This window comes from Methylobacterium sp. 4-46 (assembly GCF_000019365.1).
GTDB lineage: Bacteria > Pseudomonadota > Alphaproteobacteria > Rhizobiales > Beijerinckiaceae > Methylobacterium.
The window spans coordinates 7472899-7489608 of record NC_010511.1 but is presented as its reverse complement, the minus strand read 5'-3'; the positions used below and the strand labels follow the sequence as shown (position 1 = coordinate 7489608).

Sequence of the window (16710 nt, the reverse complement as noted above, 5' to 3'; positions counted from 1 at the left end):
GGAGCCGACATCCGCATGGCCGAAATGGGAGATGGCGACGCAATCCGTCGGATTTCGGATGATCCCCGCGGGGGCTCTCGCGGGCGCGTCGCCTCTCCCCGGCCGCGGGGCGCCCGCGCGCGCATGAGGGTTGAGTCGGGCGGCCCGGGAGGGCATGGCTCGGGGGTCGTCCCTCCCTGCCGCGAGCCGCGCCCATGATCCCGACCCCCGTGCCCGCCCTCATGCCGCCGATGAATCCCGCGGCGGCCGGCGTCCTGCCGAGCGGGATCGGGGAACTGATCGCCTACGGCGCCGACCGCGAGGGCCTGATCCCGCTCTGGGTGGGAGAGGGCGACCGGCCGACCCCGGCCTTCATCGGCGAGGCCGCCGCCCGGGCGATCCGGGACGGGCACACCTTCTACACGAGGATGCTCGGCATCCCGCCGCTGCGCGAGGCGATCGCCGATGACGTGGCGGCGGTCTACGGCGGCCCGGCGGAGCCCGAGCGGATCTTCGTCACGGTCGGCGGCATGCAGGCGTTCCAGGTGGCGCTCGCGATCGCGGCCGCCCCCGGCGACGAGGTCGTGATCCCGACCCCGACCTGGCCGAACTTCTTCGGCGCCATCGCGGCGCACGGCGCCCGCCGCGTCATGGTGCCGATGCAGTTCGACCCGGCCTCCGGCTGGGCCCTCGACGTGGAGCGCCTCGCCGCCGCGGTCACGCCGGCGACCCGCGCCATCGTGCTCAACTCGCCCGCCAACCCGACCGGCTGGACCGCGAGCCGCGACGACCTGCGCGCCGTCCTGGCCATCGCCCGGCGCCACGGCCTCTGGATCATCGCCGACGAGATCTACGGGCGCTTCAGCTTCGACCCGGCCCACGCGGCCCTCGGGCGCGCGCCCTCGTTCCGCGACGTCTGGGAGCCCGAGGACCGCGACCGCCTGCTCTTCGTCCAGACCTTCTCGAAGAACTGGGCGATGACGGGCTGGCGCATCGGCTGGCTCGAAGGACCGGTGGCGCTCGGGCGGATCGTCGACGGGCTCGTCCTCTACGGGACCTCCGGCGTGGCGACGTTCCTGCAGCACGCGGCCGTGGCGGCGATCCGCGAGGGCGGGGCGCTCGTCGCCGGCCAGATCGCCCAGGCCCGCGAGGGGCGGCGCATCCTGGTCGAGGGACTGGGGCGGCTGCCGGGCGTCGAACTGCCGCCGCCGGCCGGCGCCTTCTACGCCTTCCCGCGGGTTCCCGCCGAGCCCGATGCGCGCCGCCTCGCCATGCGCCTCGTCGACGAGGCCAATGTGGGCGTCGCCCCGGGCACCGCCTTCGGCCCGGGCGGCGAGCGCTTCCTGCGGCTCTGCTTCGCCCGCGGCGCCGCCGACCTGGAGGAGGCGGTGCGGCGGCTCGCCCCGGTGCTCGCCCGCTGATGGGCGGGGCGGTCGCGGTCCGCACCGCGGTGCGGTGCAGCCCCCACGGTCCAGATGCGCGGCCGGCACGCGAGGGACCGCGCCCCGGGAGGAGCGGCCCCTCCCCGACCTGAGCGGGTGCACCTGGGCGGGTGCACCTGGGCGGGTGCACCTGGGCGGGTGCACCTGGGCGGGCGCGGGGCTGTGCCGGGCCGCGCGCCGCTCGGTCTTCCCGCCCGCAGGACGGCAGGCTCCTCGCGAGGCCGGCGCCCGGCCGCGGCTCCCGCGTGCCGCTCCGCGCCGCGCCGGCCCCGGTTCCCGCGCCGGGGCGGCCGTCTGATCGAACGCGCATTTGGACTTGCCCGACAATCAGTGCATCCTGGCACCGCACCGGGCAGGCCCGCCAAGAACAAGAAGGCTGTGCGCTCGACCGCGGAGGAAACATGAACGAGATCGTCGACCCCGATTCCTTGATCGGCGCCGAGTCCGAGAGCCGGACCGGGACCTTCTTCGGCGGCTGCCCGCACGACTGCCCCGACACCTGCTCGATGCTGTTCGAGGTGAAGGACGGCGAACTCCTCGGCGTGCGCGGCAACCCCGACCACCCGATGACCCGCGGCGGCCTCTGCGTGAAGCTGAAGGACTACGAGAAGCGCCACTACCACCCGGACCGTCTTCTCTACCCGATGCGCCGGGTCGGCCCGAAGGGCTCGAAGCAGTTCGAGCGCATCACCTGGGACGAGGCGCTGGACACGATCGTCGCCCGGTGGAGGGCGATCATCGACCGTTACGGCCCGCAGGCCATCGCCCCCTACAGCTACCTCGGCAACCAGGGGCTCGTGCACGGGCTCAACGGCGGCGACGCGTTCTTCAACCGCCTGGGCGCCACCGTCACCGAGCGGACCTTCTGCGGTGAGGGCTCCTGCACCGCCTGGCTGCTCACGGTCGGCCCGACCGCGGGCCTCGACCCGGACAGCTACATCCACTCCAAGTACATTGTCATCTGGGCCTGCAACTCGGTCAGCACGAACCTGCACCACTGGGCGATCGTCAAGGACGCCCAGCAGAAGGGTGCCAAGGTCGTCGTGATCGACGCCTACGCCTCGCGCACCGCCAAGGGGGCCGACTGGCACATCGCACCGAAGCCCGGCACCGACGGCGCGCTGGCGATGGCGCTGATCAACGCGATCATCGCGCAGGGCCTCGTCGACCAGGATTACGTCGACAACCACACGATCGGCTTCGAGGATCTCAAGGAGCGCGCGCGCACGCGCACGCCGGAATGGGCCGCGGAGATCACCGGCGTCCCGGCCGAGGACATCCGCAAGCTCGCCTACGAGATGGCGACCGCCCAGCCGGTGGGCATCCGCATCGGCGTGGCGCTGGAGCGCCACTACGGCGGCGGCCAGACCATCCGGGCCGTCGCCTGCATCCCGGCGCTCACCGGCGCGTGGCGCCACGTCGGCGGCGGCATCACGCAGTTCGGCGTCTGGGAGCATCCCTACAAGTTCGACGTCATCTGCCGTCCCGACCTGATCCCGGAGGGCACCCGCGTCGTCAGCAACCTGCAGATCGGTCGGGCGCTCACCGGCGAGTTGAAGCTCGACCCCCCGATCATGTCGATGATGTGCTGGAACTCGAACCCGGTCACCCAGGCGCCCGAGACCGACAAGATCGTCGAGGGATTGATGCGCGAGGACCTGTTCCTGGTCTCGGCCGAGCACTTCATCTCGGACACGGCCTCCTACGCCGACATCCTGCTGCCGGCCGCGATGGGCGCCGAGATGGAGGACATGATCCTCTCCTGGGGTCACCTCTACCTGACCTACAACACCAAGTGCGCGCAAGCGCCCGGCGAGGCCATTCCCAACAACGAGATCTTCCGGAGGCTGGCCGCCCGGCTCGGCTTCGAGGAGGAGAACTTCAAGTGGTCGGACGCGGAGTGCCTGGAGCACTACGTCGACTGGAACTCTCCGGCCTGCGAGGGCATCGACCTGCAATACCTGCGCGAGCACGGCTTCGCCCGGCTGAAGGTCGGCACGCCCGACGACCGGGCGCCGCACCGCGAGGGCAACTTCCCGACGCCGACCGGCAAGTGCATGTTCAAGGTCGAGGGCGCCACGAACTTCGTCGCCCCGCCGTTCCGGCAAATGTACGAGGGGTTCCAGCCCGGCGAGGCGCTCGACCCGCTGCCCGACTATCTCGGCCCGCGCGAGTCCCCCGCGAGCGACCCCGCACTCGCCGCGCGCTACCCGCTCAACATCGTCTCGCCCAAGAGCCACTACTTCCTGAACTCCTGCTACGCGAACATGGAGGACAAGCAGAAGGGGCAGGGGGAGCAGTTCGTGATGATCAGCCCCCGGGATGCCGAGGCGCGCGGCATCGTGGATGGCGACCGCGTGCGGGTCGCCAACGGCCGCGGCGGCTTCAAGGGCGTGGCGCGCGTCACCGACGACGTGAAGTCCGGGATCGTGGTGGCCACGCTCGGCTACTGGCGCCAGCTCAACGAGGGCACGGTGAACAGCATCTCGTCGTCGGCCTTCACCGACATGGGGCATGCGCCCTCGTTCTCCGACAACCTCGTCGAGGTCTCGCGCGTCAATTGAGGCGACGGCGCCCCGCCCCCGGCGGGGTGGGGCGCCCCGCGAACGCGGCGCCGCGCCCCGAGCGGGATGCGGGCAGGGAAACGGGATTGTCGCGCCCCCGCGTCGCAGCCGCCGGTTGCCGCGCGCACCCGGCCGCGCGCCGCCCCGCGGCGACCGGGCTCCCTGGCCCCGACGCCGTGGCGGCCCGACCGATAGCGACCGAGACAAGAGTGATTCGGGCGACGACCGCCCCGAACGTGCGATGGGGCGCCCTCGGGAGAGGGCGCCCCATCCTCGCTCCGGGTCGGCTGCCGCTCAGCTGTGCGCCAGCACCGCCAGCAGCAGCAGCGCGATGATGTTGGTGATCTTGATTGCCGGGTTCACGGCGGGGCCGGCGGTGTCCTTGTAGGGATCGCCGACCGTGTCGCCGGTCACGGCCGCCTTGTGGGCGTCCGAGCCCTTGCCGCCGTGATGGCCGTCCTCGATGTACTTCTTGGCGTTGTCCCAGGCGCCGCCCCCGGACGTCATCGAGACCGCCACGTAGAGGCCGGTCAGGATCACGCCGAGCAGCATCGCGCCCACCGCGGCGAAGGCCTGGGCCTTGCCCGCGATGAGGTTGATCACGAAGAACAGCACCACCGGCGACAGCACCGGGAGCAGGGAGGGCACCACCATCTCGCGGATCGCCGCGCGGGTGAGCATGTCGACGGCCCGGCCGTAATCGGGCCGGTCCGTGCCCGCCATGATGCCGGGCTTCTCGCGGAATTGCCGGCGCACCTCCTCGACCACCGCGCCCGCCGCCCGGCCCACCGCCGTCATGGCGATGCCGCCGAACAGGTAGGGGATCAGGCCGCCGAGCAGCAGGCCCACCACCACGTAGGGGTTGGAGAGCGAGAAATCGACGCTCACGCCCTGGAAGTAGCGGTACTGGGTCGGGCTCGCGTTCTGCACGAAGTAGTTGAGGTCCGACGTGTAGGCCGCGAACAGCACCAGGGCGCCGAGACCGGCCGAGCCGATCGCGTAGCCCTTGGTGACGGCCTTGGTGGTGTTGCCGACCGCGTCGAGGGCGTCGGTCGACTTGCGCACGTCCTTGGGCAGGCCGGCCATCTCGGCGATGCCGCCGGCATTGTCGGTGACCGGCCCGAAGGCGTCGAGCGCCACCACCACGCCGGCGAGCGCCAGCATGGCGGTGACCGCCACCGCGATGCCGAACAGGCCGGCCAGCATGTAGGTGGAGATGATGCCGGCCACGATCACGATGGCGGGCATCGCCGTCGATTCGAGGGAGATCGCGAGCCCCTGGATCACGTTGGTGCCGTGACCGGTCACCGACGAGTAGGCGATCGACTTGACCGGGCGGTAATTGGTGCCGGTGTAGTACTCGGTGATCACCACGATCAGCGCCGTGATCACCAGGCCGATCACCGCGCACAGGAACAGGCTGAGCGAGGTGAAGGTGACGCCCGTGTTGGTGGTGAAGCTGGTGTTGAAGCCGCCGAACAGGACGAAGTTGATGCCCGCGATGGCGGCGACGGAGAGCACGCCGGCGCCGATCAGGCCCTTGTAGAGGGCGCCCATGATCGACTGGTTGGCGCCGAGCGTGACGAAGAAGGTGCCGATGATCGAGGTGACGATGCAGGCCGCGCCGATCGCCATCGGGTAGAGCAGCATCGTCTCGAGCACGTTGCGCCCGCCGACCTCGGTCTGGCCCGAGAAGAAGATCGCGGCGAGCACCATGGTGGCGACCAGCGTCACCGCGTAGGTCTCGAACAGGTCGGCCGCCATGCCGGCGCAGTCGCCGACATTGTCGCCGACATTGTCCGCGATGGTGGCGGGGTTGCGCGGATCGTCCTCCGGGATGCCGGCCTCGACTTTGCCGACGAGGTCGCCGCCCACATCCGCGCCCTTGGTGAAGATGCCGCCGCCGAGGCGGGCGAAGATCGAGATCAGGGAGGCGCCGAAGCCGAGCGCCACCAGCGCGTCGATGACCTCGCGGCTCGCGGGCGACAGCCCGAGCTGGCGCGTGAGGTAGGTGTAGTAGAGGGCGACGCCGAGGAGGGCGAGGCCCGCCACCAGCATGCCGGTGACCGCGCCGGACTTGAAGGCGACGTCGAGGCCGCCGCCGAGCGACTGCGTGGCGGCCTGGGCGGTGCGCACGTTGGCCCGCACCGAGACGTTCATGCCGATGAAGCCCGCCGCGCCCGACAGCACCGCACCGATCAGGAAGCCGATCCCGACCTTGATCCCGAGGAAGTAGGAGAGCAGGGCGAAGAGCGCGACGCCGACCACCGCGATGGTGACGTATTGCCGCCGCAGGTAGGCCTGGGCGCCCTCGGCGATGGCACCCGCGATCTCCTGCATGCGCTGGGTGCCCGCGTCGCGCCGCATGACGTCGTTGATGGTGTAAATGCCGTAGGCAACGGCGCAGAGGCCGCCCAGGATGATGAGCAGGAGTGCGGTCATTCTACCGTCCTTGATGTCGGGCCATGCCCCGCGACGGTTGACGGCCTTGGTGGCGAGCGGCGTCCCGTGCGGGTGTCCCTCCCCAGATGAGCGGCCCGGCCTGATCCCGGCTCGCCGGTCCTGAGTGCCAAACTTCCAGGGCGAGCGCAAACGCTCTTAAGCTTCTCCACCGCCGGAAGGGTGCGGACAGCCCGGCGACCCCGACGAAAGTCGTGCTCAGAAGTGGCTGAACGAGCCGCCGGCGAAGATCCGGTCGCTGCCGTCGCGGTCCCGGAACCGGGGCGGGGCGGGGCCCTCGGTCACGGTGCCGATCGGCGTCAGGGGGATCCCGGCCGCCTCGGCCTCGGCCCGGATCGCCCCGAGGCGGGCGGGCGGCACCGCGCAGAGCAGCTCGTAATCGTCCCCGCCGGTCAGGGCCGCCTCGCGCAGGCCCGGCTCGGCCGCGAGCGCGGCGCGGGCCGCGGGCGAGAGGGGAATCGCGGCGAGGTCGACCTCCGCGCCCGCCCCGGAGGCGCGCAGCATCTTGGCGAGGTCGCCCACCAGCCCGTCCGAGACGTCCATGGCGGCGCCCGCATGGGCGAGGAGGGCGGGCGCGAGCGGCAGGCGCGGGCGCGGATGCAGGTAGCGGTCGGCGAGGTGATCGCGCTCCGCCGCCGAGAGGGCGCCGGCCCAGGCGGGCTCCGCGCGCAGACGCAGCCCGAGCGCCGCGTCCCCGATCGTGCCCGAGACGAGGAGCCGGTCCCCGGGCTTCGCCGCGAAGCGCCGCACCATCCGGCCGGCGGGGACCTCGCCGAGGGCCGTGACGCCGATCAGGGTCGGGCCCGCCGCCCGGACCGTGTCGCCGCCGAGAAGCGGGCAGCCCCAACGCTGCGCCGTCGCGCCGAGCCCGGCGCAGAAGGCGGCGAGCCACGCCTCGGTCCAGGATTCCGCGAGGGCGAGGGTCAGCAGGAAGCCGCGCGGCCGCGCGCCCTTGGCGGCGAGGTCGGACAGGTTCACGCCGAGCGCCTTCACGGCGATCGAGGCGGGAGGATCGTCGGGGAAGTAGTGGACGCCCGCCACCACCGCGTCGGTGGTGAGGACGAGGTCGTGGCCGGGGGAGGGCGCGAGTTCCGCCGCGTCGTCCCGCAGCCCGAGCCCGCCAGGCCCGGCGAGCGGGGCGAAGTAGCGGGCGATCAGCGCGTCCTCGGAGGGGCGGGGGGTCATCGGGACTCGCTCTCCTGCGCGCCGCGTCCGCGCGGGACGGAAGGCCGGGCCCTGGACCGGGGCCGGGACCGGGCGGCGCCTCGCCCGCTCGTCACCCGTCGCGGGCGGCCTTGTCGAGCTCCTCGGCCCGCGCCGCCCGGGCCACCTTGTCGAGCACCGCGTTGACCAGCCCCGGCTCGTCGCCGCCGTAGAAGCTGTGGGCGACGTCCACGTATTCGGAGATCGCCACCCGCACCGGCACGTCCTTGCGGAAGATCACCTCGTAGGCGCCGGCCCGCAGGATCGCGCGCAGGACCGCCTCGATCCGGCGCAGCGGCCAGCCGGCCGAGAGCGCCCCGTCGAGGCGCTGGTCGATGAGCCGCTGCTCCTCCACCGCCCCGCGCAGCACGTCGCGGAAGAAGGCCGTCTCGGCCGGGGGATGCTCGATGCCATCGACCACCTGGCCGATCCAGAAGGCCTCGAACTCCGCCAGCGCGTCGATGACGCCCTTGCCGGAGATCTCCATCTCGTAGAGGGCCTGGACCACGGCGAGGCGGGCGCCGCTGCGCTCGGCGGGTTTCATTCCTGCGTCTCCGCGGTGCGGCGGGGGGTGAAGCCGATGGTCCGGTCGGGGCGCTCGGCGGCCTTCGCGCGCTTGAGCGCGAGCACCGCGAGGGCCGCCTCGGCGGCGCCCCCACCCTTGTTCATCTCCGAGACGCGGGCCCGCGCCTGCGCCTGCGCCTCGGTCTCGACCGTGAGGATGCCGTTGCCGAGCGGCAGGCGCAGCAGGACCGAGAGGTCCATCAGCGCCCGCGCGCTCTCGCCCGCCACGATGTCGTAATGTCCGGTCTCGCCCCGGATGACGCAGCCGAGCGCCACCACGGCGTCGTAGGGCCTGGCCTCGCGCGCGGCGGCCTCGACCAGGATCGCCACCGCCTGGGGGATCTCCAGCGCGCCCGGCACGGTCACGACCTCCGCCTCGGCCTGCGCGGCGGCGATCGCCGCCGTGGCGCCGCGCAGGAGTTCGTCGGCAATGTCCTCGTAGTAGCGGGCCTCGACGACCAGGATGCGCGCATCCTTGAGCGACGGGCGGTCCTTCCCGCTGTCTCGGCGTGGCGTGACCATCTCGCGATCCCGATCGGACGGTTGAGAAACCTAGAGGTGAACCTGCGGCGGTGAACGTGCGGAGGCGACTCGCGGCGAACGCGCGGGGCCGCCACCGTTGCGGCGCGCCCCGACCGGATGCCGGTCCCGACCGGAGGGGCGAGCACTAGACCGAAGCGCCGTTGCGGACAAGCGCGACACGGCGCGCCGCAGCGCTTGCCAGCGCGCCCGCTTCGGTCCAAGGCGCGGGGGAGCCGGGCCGACGAGCCCGGAGGGAGGATGCGCCCCGCCGATGAGCGAACTCGAGACCCGCACGATCCGCCGCGTCAGCCGACGCCTGATCCCGTTCCTGATCGTCTGCTACTTCGTGGCCTACCTGGATCGGGTGAACGTCGGCTTCGCGTCGCTCACGATGAACCGCGACCTCGGCATCTCGGCCACCGCCTACGGGCTCGGGGCGGGCCTGTTCTTCCTCACCTACTTCATCTTCGAGGTGCCCTCGAACCTGTTCCTGGAGCGGTTCGGGGCGCGGCGCTGGATCGCCCGCATCATGCTGAGCTGGGGCCTGATCTCGGGCGGCATGGCCTTCGTGGGCGGCGAGACCAGCTTCTACATCATGCGCCTGCTGCTCGGCGCGGCGGAGGCCGGGTTCTTTCCGGGCATCATCTTCTACCTCACCCTGTGGTTCCCGGCCGCCTACCGGGCCCGGATCGTCAGCGCCTTCATGGTGGCGATCCCGCTGTCGAGCCTGATCGGCGCGCCGGTCTCGGGCGCGCTGCTCGAACTCGACGGGCTCCTCGGCTTCAAGGGCTGGCAGTGGCTCTACATCATCGAGGCGGTGCCGGCGATCGTGCTCTCGGTCGCGACCTTCCTGTACCTCACGGACCGGCCGTCCGAGGCGCGGTGGCTGCCGGCCGACGAGCGCGCCTGGCTCGAGGCGCGCATGCGCGAGGAGGCCGCGCGCGGCCCCACCGCCCACCGGCCGCTCACCCGCGAGATCTTCGATCCCCGCGTGATCGCGATCGCATTCATCTATTTCGGGGCGGTGGCGCTCCTCTACGCCTTCGGCTTCTTCCTGCCGCAGATCGTCAAGGCCTTCGGCCTCTCGAACCTGCAGACCGGCTTCGTCACGCTGATCCCCTACATCGCGGGCACGGTCGGGATGATCTGGTGGGGCCGGCGCTCCGACGCCCGGCGGGAGCGCCACTTCCACCTCGTGGCGGCGCTCGCCTGCGCCTCGCTGGGCACGATCGGCGCCGCCCTGGTGACCGATCCGGTGCTCAAGATGGTGCTGTTCTCGGGCGCCGCCTTCGGCATCTTCGCGGCCCTGCCGGTGGTGTGGACGCTGCCGACCGAGGCGCTCTCCGGGGCGGCGGCGGCCGGCGCCATCGCGGTGGTGAACTCGATCGGCAACCTCTCGGGCTTCGTCGCGCCCTACGTGGTGGGCGCGATCAAGGACCGCACCGGCGACTTCACCGGCGGGCTGCTGGTCATCTCGGCAGCGGGCCTCGTCGGCATCCTGCTCGTGCTCTGGTTGCGCAACGCGCGGGCCCGCCACGCGGTGCCCGCGGCCGAATAGAGGAGCGGCGCCCGCGGCCGGATGACGCCGCAGCGCAGCAAAAAACCGGCGGGCGGCGCCGCGTCACGCTGGCGCGCAGATTAGAAGCGTGGCAGAGAGCGGCCGCGCGGGCGACGCCCGGTCGCATTGCACGCGCCGTGGGCCTGGTGCTTCGGTCCGCCGGACCGAGGGGCCTCCTCGGAGCCAGCCCTAGGAATGTGGTCCATGCGTGGCGCCCCGCGCCCGCGCGGATCCTCGCCCTTCACGATTCTCGGGAGAGCCGGAACTTGGCCACCACCGTCGCCCCCTCTGACGCCGCCCATCCGCACGGGTCGACCCGCCGGGACTTCCTCTTCCTCGCCACCGGGGCGGGCGCCGTGGTCGGTGCGGCCGCCCTGGTCTGGCCCTTCGTCTCCTCGATGGCCCCGGACGCCGAGACCATCGCGGCCGGCGCGCCGATCGAGGTCGACCTCTCGCCGATCAGCGAGGGCCAGATCATCAACGTGTTCTGGCGCGGCAAGCTGATCTTCGTGCGCCGCCTCTCCGCCAAGGAGATCGAGGACATGAAGGCGGTCAAGATGGGCGACCTGATCGACCCGGCGCCCTACTACGCCCGGGTCAAGGAGGGTCACGACCAGTGGCTCGTGAGCTACGGCAACTGCACCCACCTGGGCTGCGTGCCGATCGGCCACCAGGGCAATTTCGAGGGCTGGGCCTGCCCCTGCCACGGCTCGCAGTTCGACGCGGTCGGCCGGGTGCGGCGCGGGCCGGCGCCGATCAACCTGCCGATCCCGCCCTACGCCTTCCAGGGCGACGCCAAGGTGCGGATCGGCGAGGGCGCGGCGGCCTGACGCGGCGGACGCGGCCGACCGGCCGCGCATGTGTTGAGAGTGCCGCATCGTCGGCGGCGGACCCCCGGTCCCGCGGACGATGCCCGGAAACCAAGAAGCGGGCTGTCCCCATGAGCGCACACGCCACGACTTACGTGCCCAAGAGCCGCTTAGCCAAGTGGTTCGAGGCGCGGCTGCCGATCGTCGGCCTCGTCCATTCCTCCTTCGTCGCCTTCCCGGTCCCCCGCAACCTGAACTACTTCTGGACGTTCGGGGCGATCCTGATCGTGATGCTGGCCTCCCAGATCCTCACCGGGGTCTGGCTGGCCATGCACTACCAGCCCTCGGCCAACGAGGCCTTCAATTCCGTCGAGCACATCATGCGCGACGTGAATTTCGGCTGGCTGCTGCGCTACATGCATGCCAACGGCGCCTCGATGTTCTTCATCGCGGTCTACGTGCACATGTTCCGCAACCTCTATTACGGGTCCTATAAGGCCCCGCGCGAGGTGCTCTACATCCTGGGCGTGATCATCTACCTGTTGATGATGGCGACCGCCTTCCTCGGCTACACGCTGCCCTGGGGCCAGATGTCGTTCTGGGGCGCGACCGTGATCACCAACATCCTGGCGGCGATCCCGATCGTCGGCGACACCATTCAGAGCCTGCTCTGGGGTGGCTACTCGGTCGGCAACCCGACCATCAACCGCTTCTTCTCGCTGCACTACCTGCTGCCGTTCATGATCGCCGGCGTCGTCGTCCTGCACGTCTGGGCGCTGCACGTCACGGGCCAGAACAACCCGACCGGCATCCCGATCAAGAGCGGCAAGGACGCGGTCCCGTTCACGCCCTACGCGACGATCAAGGACGTGTTCGCGGTCGTGGTGTTCTTCATGTTCTTCGCCTACTGGATCTTCCTGCAGCCGAACTACCTCGGCCACGCGGACAACTACATCCCGGCGAATCCGGGCGTGACCCCCGCGCATATCGTGCCCGAATGGTACTTCCTGCCGTTCTACGCCATCCTGCGCGCGGTGCCGGACAAGCTCGGCGGCGTGATCCTGATGTTCGGCGCGGTGATCATCCTGGCCTTCGCGCCCTGGCTCGACACCTCGCGGGTCCGCTCCTCGAACTACCGGCCGATCTACCGGCAGTTCTTCTGGGTGTTCATCTTCTGCTGCTTCCTGCTGGGCTGGCTCGGCGCGAAGCCGCCGGAGGGGGGCTACGTGATCGCGGCCCGCATCGCCACGGTCTACTACTTCGCCCACTTCCTGATCGTGATGCCGCTGGTCGGCCTGTTCGAGACGCCCAGGCCCCTCCCGGGCTCGATCCTGGAGAGCGTCACGGGCCCGGGCAAGCAGGTGGGGGCCTCCGGCATGCCGGCCGGCGCCGCCGCCGCCCCGCCGACCAAGGGCTGACGGGCCGATCGCGGGCCGCCCCCGAGGCGGCTTCCGCGGGCCGCCCCCGAGGCGGCCCGCCCCTGAACCACACTGGCCGATGACGACGCCGCAAGGGGCATCGAGGGCAAGGGACATCGAGGGAATGATCAGAACACGCGCTCTCGTGGCAGCCGCGCTCGCCGCGATCCTGTCCGGCACCGCCGCCCTCGCGGAGGAGCACGGCAGCCTTCCCCCGCGCGAGAAGTGGACCTTCTCGGGCGTGTTCGGCACCTTCGACCAGGCGCAGCTGCAGCGCGGCTATCAGGTCTACCGCGAGGTCTGCTCGAACTGCCACAGCATGAACTACGTCCGCTTCCGCAACCTCGCGGAGGAGGGCGGGCCGGACTTCACGGAGGCGCAGGTCAAGGCGCTCGCCGCGGAGTACAAGGTCAAGGACGGCCCGAACGACCAGGGCGAGATGTTCGAGCGGCCCGGCCGCCCCGCCGACAAGCTGCCGGCGCCGTTCCCGAACGAGCAGGCCGCCGCGGTCGCCAATGGCGGCAAGGCGCCGCCCGACCTGTCGCTGATGGCCAAGGCCCGCACCTTCAGCCGCGGCGGGCTGTGGTTCCTGATCGATTGGCTGCCCTTCGTCGGCTACACCGAGCAGGGGCCCGACTACATCCACGCGCTCCTCAACGGCTACGAGGAGACCCCGCCCCACGGCGTGCAGGTGCCGGACGGCGGCCACTACAACAAGTATTACCCGGGCAACATCATCGCGATGCCCAAGCCGCTCAGCGACGGCCAGATCACCTACGCCAAGGGCGCGGACGGCAAGCCGGTGGTGCCCGAGACGGTCGATCAGTACTCGCGCGACGTCACCGCCTACCTGATGTGGACGGCCGAGCCCCACCTGATCGCCCGCAAGCAGCTCGGCCTGCGCGCCATCCTGTTCCTGCTGGTCCTCGCCGGCCTCTTCTACTACGTGAAGAAGAAGGTGTGGGCCGATGTCGGCGGCGAGACGCACGGCCTGCAGCCCGAGCTGCACAAGGCGGGCTGATCCCGGCGGTCGTGTCTCATGACCGTCGGTTCCGTTCTCGAAGGGCCGCCACGCCTTCGGCCTGGCGTCGACCCTTCGAGACGGTCGGCGGCCCGATGCGTCCGCATCCTGGGCCGTTGGGATGAGGCGCGGCACGCTCCTTGAAGAGGCCCCGCGAGGGGCCTCTTCTCGTTTGGGCAGGTTTCGGGAGACGACGATGGCGAAGGCGGTGCTCGGGGTGATCGGCGGGTCCGGGGTCTACGACCTGCCGGGACTGGAGGATCTGCGCGAGGAGCGGATCGCCTCGCCCTGGGGCGACCCCTCGGACGCGCTGCGGATCGGGCGGATCGGCGCGACCCCGGTGGTGTTCCTCGCCCGGCACGGGCGCGGCCACCGGCTGTCGCCCTCCGGCATCAATTACCGGGCGAACGTCGACGTGCTGAAGCGGGCGGGCGTCACCGACCTCGTCTCGCTCTCGGCCTGCGGCTCGTTCAAGCAGGAGCTCTATCCGGGCCTGTTCGTGCTCGTCGACCAGTTCGTGGACCGCACCCACGGCCGGGCCTCGTCCTTCTTCGGCGACGGCTGCGTCGCCCACGTCTCGATGGCCCATCCGGTCGGGCCGGGCCTGCAGGCCCGCATCCTGGAGGCGGCGCGCGCGGAGGAGATCCCGGTGCGCAGCAACGGCACCTACGTCTGCATGGAGGGGCCGCAATTCTCCACCTACGCCGAGTCGATCACCTACAAGAGCCTCGGCTACGACGTGATCGGCATGACCAACATGCCGGAGGCCAAGCTCGCCCGCGAGGCCGAGATCACCTACGCGACCATCGCGATGGTGACGGATTTCGACTGCTGGCATCAGGAGCACGACGCGGTCGAGGTCTCGGCGGTGATCGCCGTCGCGCGGGCGAACGCCGCCAAGGCGGCGCGCCTCGTGAGCCGGCTCGCCCGCGACTTCCCCGCCGAGCACGAGCCCTGCCCGGTGCGCTCGGACCGCGCCCTCGACGGGGCCCTGCTCACCCCGCCCGAGCACCGGGACCCGGCGCTCGTCGCCAAGCTCGACGCCGTGGCGGGCCGCGTGCTCGGGGTCTGATATGGGATCCGCTCTGATCAAGCGGATCCCGGATCCCGAGCCCGCGCGGCGCCTGAGCGCGGCGCCTGAGCGAAGCCGACATCCGCATGGCCGAAATCGGAGATGGCGAAGCCATCAGCCGGATGTCACGTGAGCGGACCGGCCCGAGGCGGCTCCGCTCCGTCCCCCGCCGCTCCGGCGACCGGGGCCGGACTCTCCGCTGGCTTTCCGCCGGGCTGCCCGGTTAAAAGGCAGCCGGCTCTCATTCCGATCACGCGATGACCGACACCTCCTCCCGGACCGGCCGGGTCAGCCGGCGGACCGCCGAGACCGACGTGACCGTCGCCCTCGACCTCGACGGCAGCGGCCGCGCCTCGGTCGCGACCGGCATCGGCTTCCTCGACCACATGCTGGAGCTGTTCGCCCGGCACGCCCTGTTCGACCTCGACGTCGCGGTGACGGGCGACCTGCACGTCGACCAGCACCACACGACGGAGGATGCGGGCATCGCCCTCGGCCAGGCCTTCGCGCAGGCCCTCGGCAGCAAGCGCGGCATCCGGCGCTACGCCGACCTGCACCTGCCGATGGACGAGACGCTGACCCGCGTCGCCGTGGACATCTCGGGCCGGCCCTTCCTGGTGTTCCGCACCCACTTCGCGCGCGAGAAGATTGGCGGCTTCGACACCGAACTGGTGCGCGAGTGGTTCCAGGCCTTCGCGATGAATGCCGGGATCACGCTCCACGTGGAGACGCTCTACGGCGAGAATCAGCACCATATCGCCGAGAGCTGCTACAAGGGGCTGGCACGCGCCCTGCGTCAGGCGGTGTCCGTCGACCCTCGGGAAGGGGACCGGGTCCCGTCGACGAAGGGCTCGCTCTGACGGGCGCCCGCTTGCGGCGCCGGGAGCCCGAGAGAGCAGGCCTGGAGAGCACGATGTCCACCTACACGCTGCACCTGCCCGACGAGGTCGATCCCGGGGCGCCGGACGCGCTCGACCGCGCCAAGCTGGTGCCCGACCGCTTCATCTGGTCGGCCTTCGCCTTCACGGCCCTGTGGTTCTTCTGGCACCGGCTCTGGCTCGCGGGGCTGCTGGTGCTGGTGGCCGAGGTGGCGGTGTGGGGCGCGGGCCTCGCCCTCAACCTGTCCCCGCCGGCGGGCTTCCTGGTCACGCTGCTCCTCTCGGTGCTGATCGGCTACGAGGCGCCCTCCCTGCGCCGCTGGACCTACGAGCGGCGCGGCAGCCCGGCCCGGGACGCGGTGACGGCGGCGGATTCGACCGAGGCGGAGGTGAAGCTGGTCGGCCGCTGGCTCACCCGCCACGCCGCCCCGGCGGCGGCGGTGCCCCCGCGGGTGCCGCCCTTCGCCAAGACCGGGAGCCCGGCGCTCGGCCTCTTCCCCGAGGCGGATGCGCGGCGGTGACGCCCCTGCGAGGAGAGACCCGCGTGAGCACCGGCACGGTCGCCATCATCGATTACGGCTCGGGCAACCTGCACTCCGCCGCCAAGGCCTTCGAGCGGGCGGCGCGGGAGGCGGGCCTCGACGATGCGCGCATCACCGTGACCTCCGACCCGGAGGTGGTGGCCGGGGCCGAGCGGGTGGTGCTGCCGGGCGTCGGCGCCTTCGCGGATTGCCGCCGCGGCCTCGACGCGGTGCCGGGCCTCGTCGCGGCCATGACGGAGGCGGCGCAGGAGCGCGGGCGGCCCTTCCTGGGGATCTGCGTCGGCATGCAGCTCCTCGCCTCGCGGGGCCTCGAATACGAGACCACCGAGGGCCTGGGCTGGGTGCCCGGCGACGTGGCGCCGATCCGCCCGGCCGATCCGAGCCTCAAGGTGCCGCACATGGGCTGGAACACCCTGCGGGCCCACCGGGCGACGCCGCTCCTCGACGGCATCCCGACCGGGGAGGGCGGGCTCCACGCCTATTTCGTGCACAGCTACGCGCTGACTCCCCGCGAGCCCGGCGACGTCGTCGCGACCAGCGACTACGGCGGGCCGGTGACGGCGATCGTCTCGCGCGGGAACGTGGCGGGCACGCAGTTCCACCCCGAGAAGAGCCAGCGGCTCGGCCTCGCGCTGATCGCCAATTTCCTGCGCTGGCGGCCCTGAGGACCGCCCCTTC

14 protein-coding genes are annotated in these 16710 nt (G+C 71.6%); 10 read left to right on the top strand and 4 right to left on the bottom strand.

What is annotated here, in order from left to right:
* The first annotated feature begins 194 nt into the window (after positions 1-194).
* Together M446_RS32960 and M446_RS32955 are read left to right on the top strand one after the other, a co-directional pair.
* Complete coding sequence (locus M446_RS32960) at positions 195-1400, top strand: pyridoxal phosphate-dependent aminotransferase (RefSeq protein WP_012336424.1); 1206 nt, start codon at positions 195-197, stop codon at positions 1398-1400.
* A 422-nt stretch (positions 1401-1822) separates the two neighbouring features.
* Positions 1823-3985: a molybdopterin-dependent oxidoreductase gene (locus M446_RS32955; protein WP_012336423.1), complete on the top strand. Its 2163-nt coding sequence runs from the start codon at positions 1823-1825 to the stop codon at positions 3983-3985.
* A gap of 294 nt (positions 3986-4279) precedes the next feature.
* Here the strand turns inward: M446_RS32955 and M446_RS32950 are convergent, their stop codons facing one another.
* The 4 genes from M446_RS32950 to ribH form a co-directional block, all read right to left on the bottom strand.
* The gene (locus M446_RS32950) at positions 4280-6427 is read right to left on the bottom strand and encodes a sodium-translocating pyrophosphatase (protein WP_012336422.1); all 2148 of its coding nucleotides are present in this window, start codon (positions 6425-6427) and stop codon (positions 4280-4282) included.
* Positions 6428-6643: 216 nt separating this feature from the next.
* On the bottom strand, positions 6644-7630 hold the full coding sequence (gene thiL / locus M446_RS32945) for a thiamine-phosphate kinase (protein ID WP_012336421.1): 987 nt from the start codon (positions 7628-7630) through the stop codon (positions 6644-6646).
* Between the two features lie 91 nt (positions 7631-7721).
* Positions 7722-8192 carry a transcription antitermination factor NusB gene (gene nusB, locus M446_RS32940; RefSeq protein WP_012336420.1) on the bottom strand — a complete coding sequence of 157 codons (471 nt, stop codon included), beginning with the start codon at positions 8190-8192 and terminating at the stop codon, positions 7722-7724.
* Positions 8189-8734 carry a 6,7-dimethyl-8-ribityllumazine synthase gene (gene ribH, locus M446_RS32935; RefSeq protein WP_012336419.1) on the bottom strand — a complete coding sequence of 182 codons (546 nt, stop codon included), beginning with the start codon at positions 8732-8734 and terminating at the stop codon, positions 8189-8191. Before ribH ends, nusB begins: the two co-directional genes overlap by 4 nt.
* Before the next feature lie 271 nt (positions 8735-9005).
* Here ribH and M446_RS32930 point away from each other — a divergent pair, with 271 nt between their 5' ends.
* The 8 genes from M446_RS32930 (at position 9006) to hisH (ending at position 16697) form a co-directional block, all read left to right on the top strand.
* Positions 9006-10292 (top strand): MFS transporter, encoded by a 1287-nt coding sequence (locus M446_RS32930; RefSeq protein ID WP_012336418.1) that lies wholly within the window; start codon positions 9006-9008, stop codon positions 10290-10292.
* A 266-nt stretch (positions 10293-10558) separates the two neighbouring features.
* Complete coding sequence (gene petA, locus M446_RS32925; RefSeq protein ID WP_012336417.1) at positions 10559-11122, top strand: ubiquinol-cytochrome c reductase iron-sulfur subunit; 564 nt, start codon at positions 10559-10561, stop codon at positions 11120-11122.
* A gap of 110 nt (positions 11123-11232) precedes the next feature.
* Positions 11233-12519 (top strand): cytochrome b, encoded by a 1287-nt coding sequence (locus M446_RS32920; RefSeq protein ID WP_043701913.1) that lies wholly within the window; start codon positions 11233-11235, stop codon positions 12517-12519.
* 124 nt (positions 12520-12643) lie between these two features.
* Positions 12644-13540 (top strand): cytochrome c1, encoded by an 897-nt coding sequence (locus M446_RS32915; RefSeq protein ID WP_012336415.1) that lies wholly within the window; start codon positions 12644-12646, stop codon positions 13538-13540.
* A gap of 196 nt (positions 13541-13736) precedes the next feature.
* Positions 13737-14612: an S-methyl-5'-thioadenosine phosphorylase gene (locus M446_RS32910; RefSeq protein ID WP_012336414.1), complete on the top strand. Its 876-nt coding sequence runs from the start codon at positions 13737-13739 to the stop codon at positions 14610-14612.
* A gap of 257 nt (positions 14613-14869) precedes the next feature.
* The gene (hisB, locus tag M446_RS32905; protein WP_012336413.1) at positions 14870-15472 is read left to right on the top strand and encodes an imidazoleglycerol-phosphate dehydratase HisB; all 603 of its coding nucleotides are present in this window, start codon (positions 14870-14872) and stop codon (positions 15470-15472) included.
* Between the two features lie 53 nt (positions 15473-15525).
* Positions 15526-16011, top strand: a complete 486-nt coding sequence (locus M446_RS32900) for a DUF2628 domain-containing protein (RefSeq protein ID WP_012336412.1) — start codon at positions 15526-15528, stop codon at positions 16009-16011.
* A gap of 23 nt (positions 16012-16034) precedes the next feature.
* A complete protein-coding gene (hisH, locus tag M446_RS32895; protein ID WP_012336411.1) occupies positions 16035-16697 on the top strand; it encodes an imidazole glycerol phosphate synthase subunit HisH in 663 nt (220 codons plus the stop codon).
* Positions 16698-16710: the final 13 nt, after the last annotated feature.

Coding starts and splice junctions, on each gene's coding strand:
- M446_RS32960 (WP_012336424.1), top strand. CDS start 195: ATGATCCCGACCCCCGTGCCCGCCCTCATGCCGCCGATGAATCCCGCG.
- M446_RS32955 (WP_012336423.1), top strand. CDS start 1,823: ATGAACGAGATCGTCGACCCCGATTCCTTGATCGGCGCCGAGTCCGAG.
- M446_RS32950 (WP_012336422.1), bottom strand. CDS start 6,427: ATGACCGCACTCCTGCTCATCATCCTGGGCGGCCTCTGCGCCGTTGCC.
- thiL (WP_012336421.1), bottom strand. CDS start 7,630: ATGACCCCCCGCCCCTCCGAGGACGCGCTGATCGCCCGCTACTTCGCC.
- nusB (WP_012336420.1), bottom strand. CDS start 8,192: ATGAAACCCGCCGAGCGCAGCGGCGCCCGCCTCGCCGTGGTCCAGGCC.
- ribH (WP_012336419.1), bottom strand. CDS start 8,734: ATGGTCACGCCACGCCGAGACAGCGGGAAGGACCGCCCGTCGCTCAAG.
- M446_RS32930 (WP_012336418.1), top strand. CDS start 9,006: ATGAGCGAACTCGAGACCCGCACGATCCGCCGCGTCAGCCGACGCCTG.
- M446_RS32920 (WP_043701913.1), top strand. CDS start 11,233: ATGAGCGCACACGCCACGACTTACGTGCCCAAGAGCCGCTTAGCCAAG.
- M446_RS32915 (WP_012336415.1), top strand. CDS start 12,644: ATGATCAGAACACGCGCTCTCGTGGCAGCCGCGCTCGCCGCGATCCTG.
- M446_RS32910 (WP_012336414.1), top strand. CDS start 13,737: ATGGCGAAGGCGGTGCTCGGGGTGATCGGCGGGTCCGGGGTCTACGAC.
- hisB (WP_012336413.1), top strand. CDS start 14,870: ATGACCGACACCTCCTCCCGGACCGGCCGGGTCAGCCGGCGGACCGCC.
- M446_RS32900 (WP_012336412.1), top strand. CDS start 15,526: ATGTCCACCTACACGCTGCACCTGCCCGACGAGGTCGATCCCGGGGCG.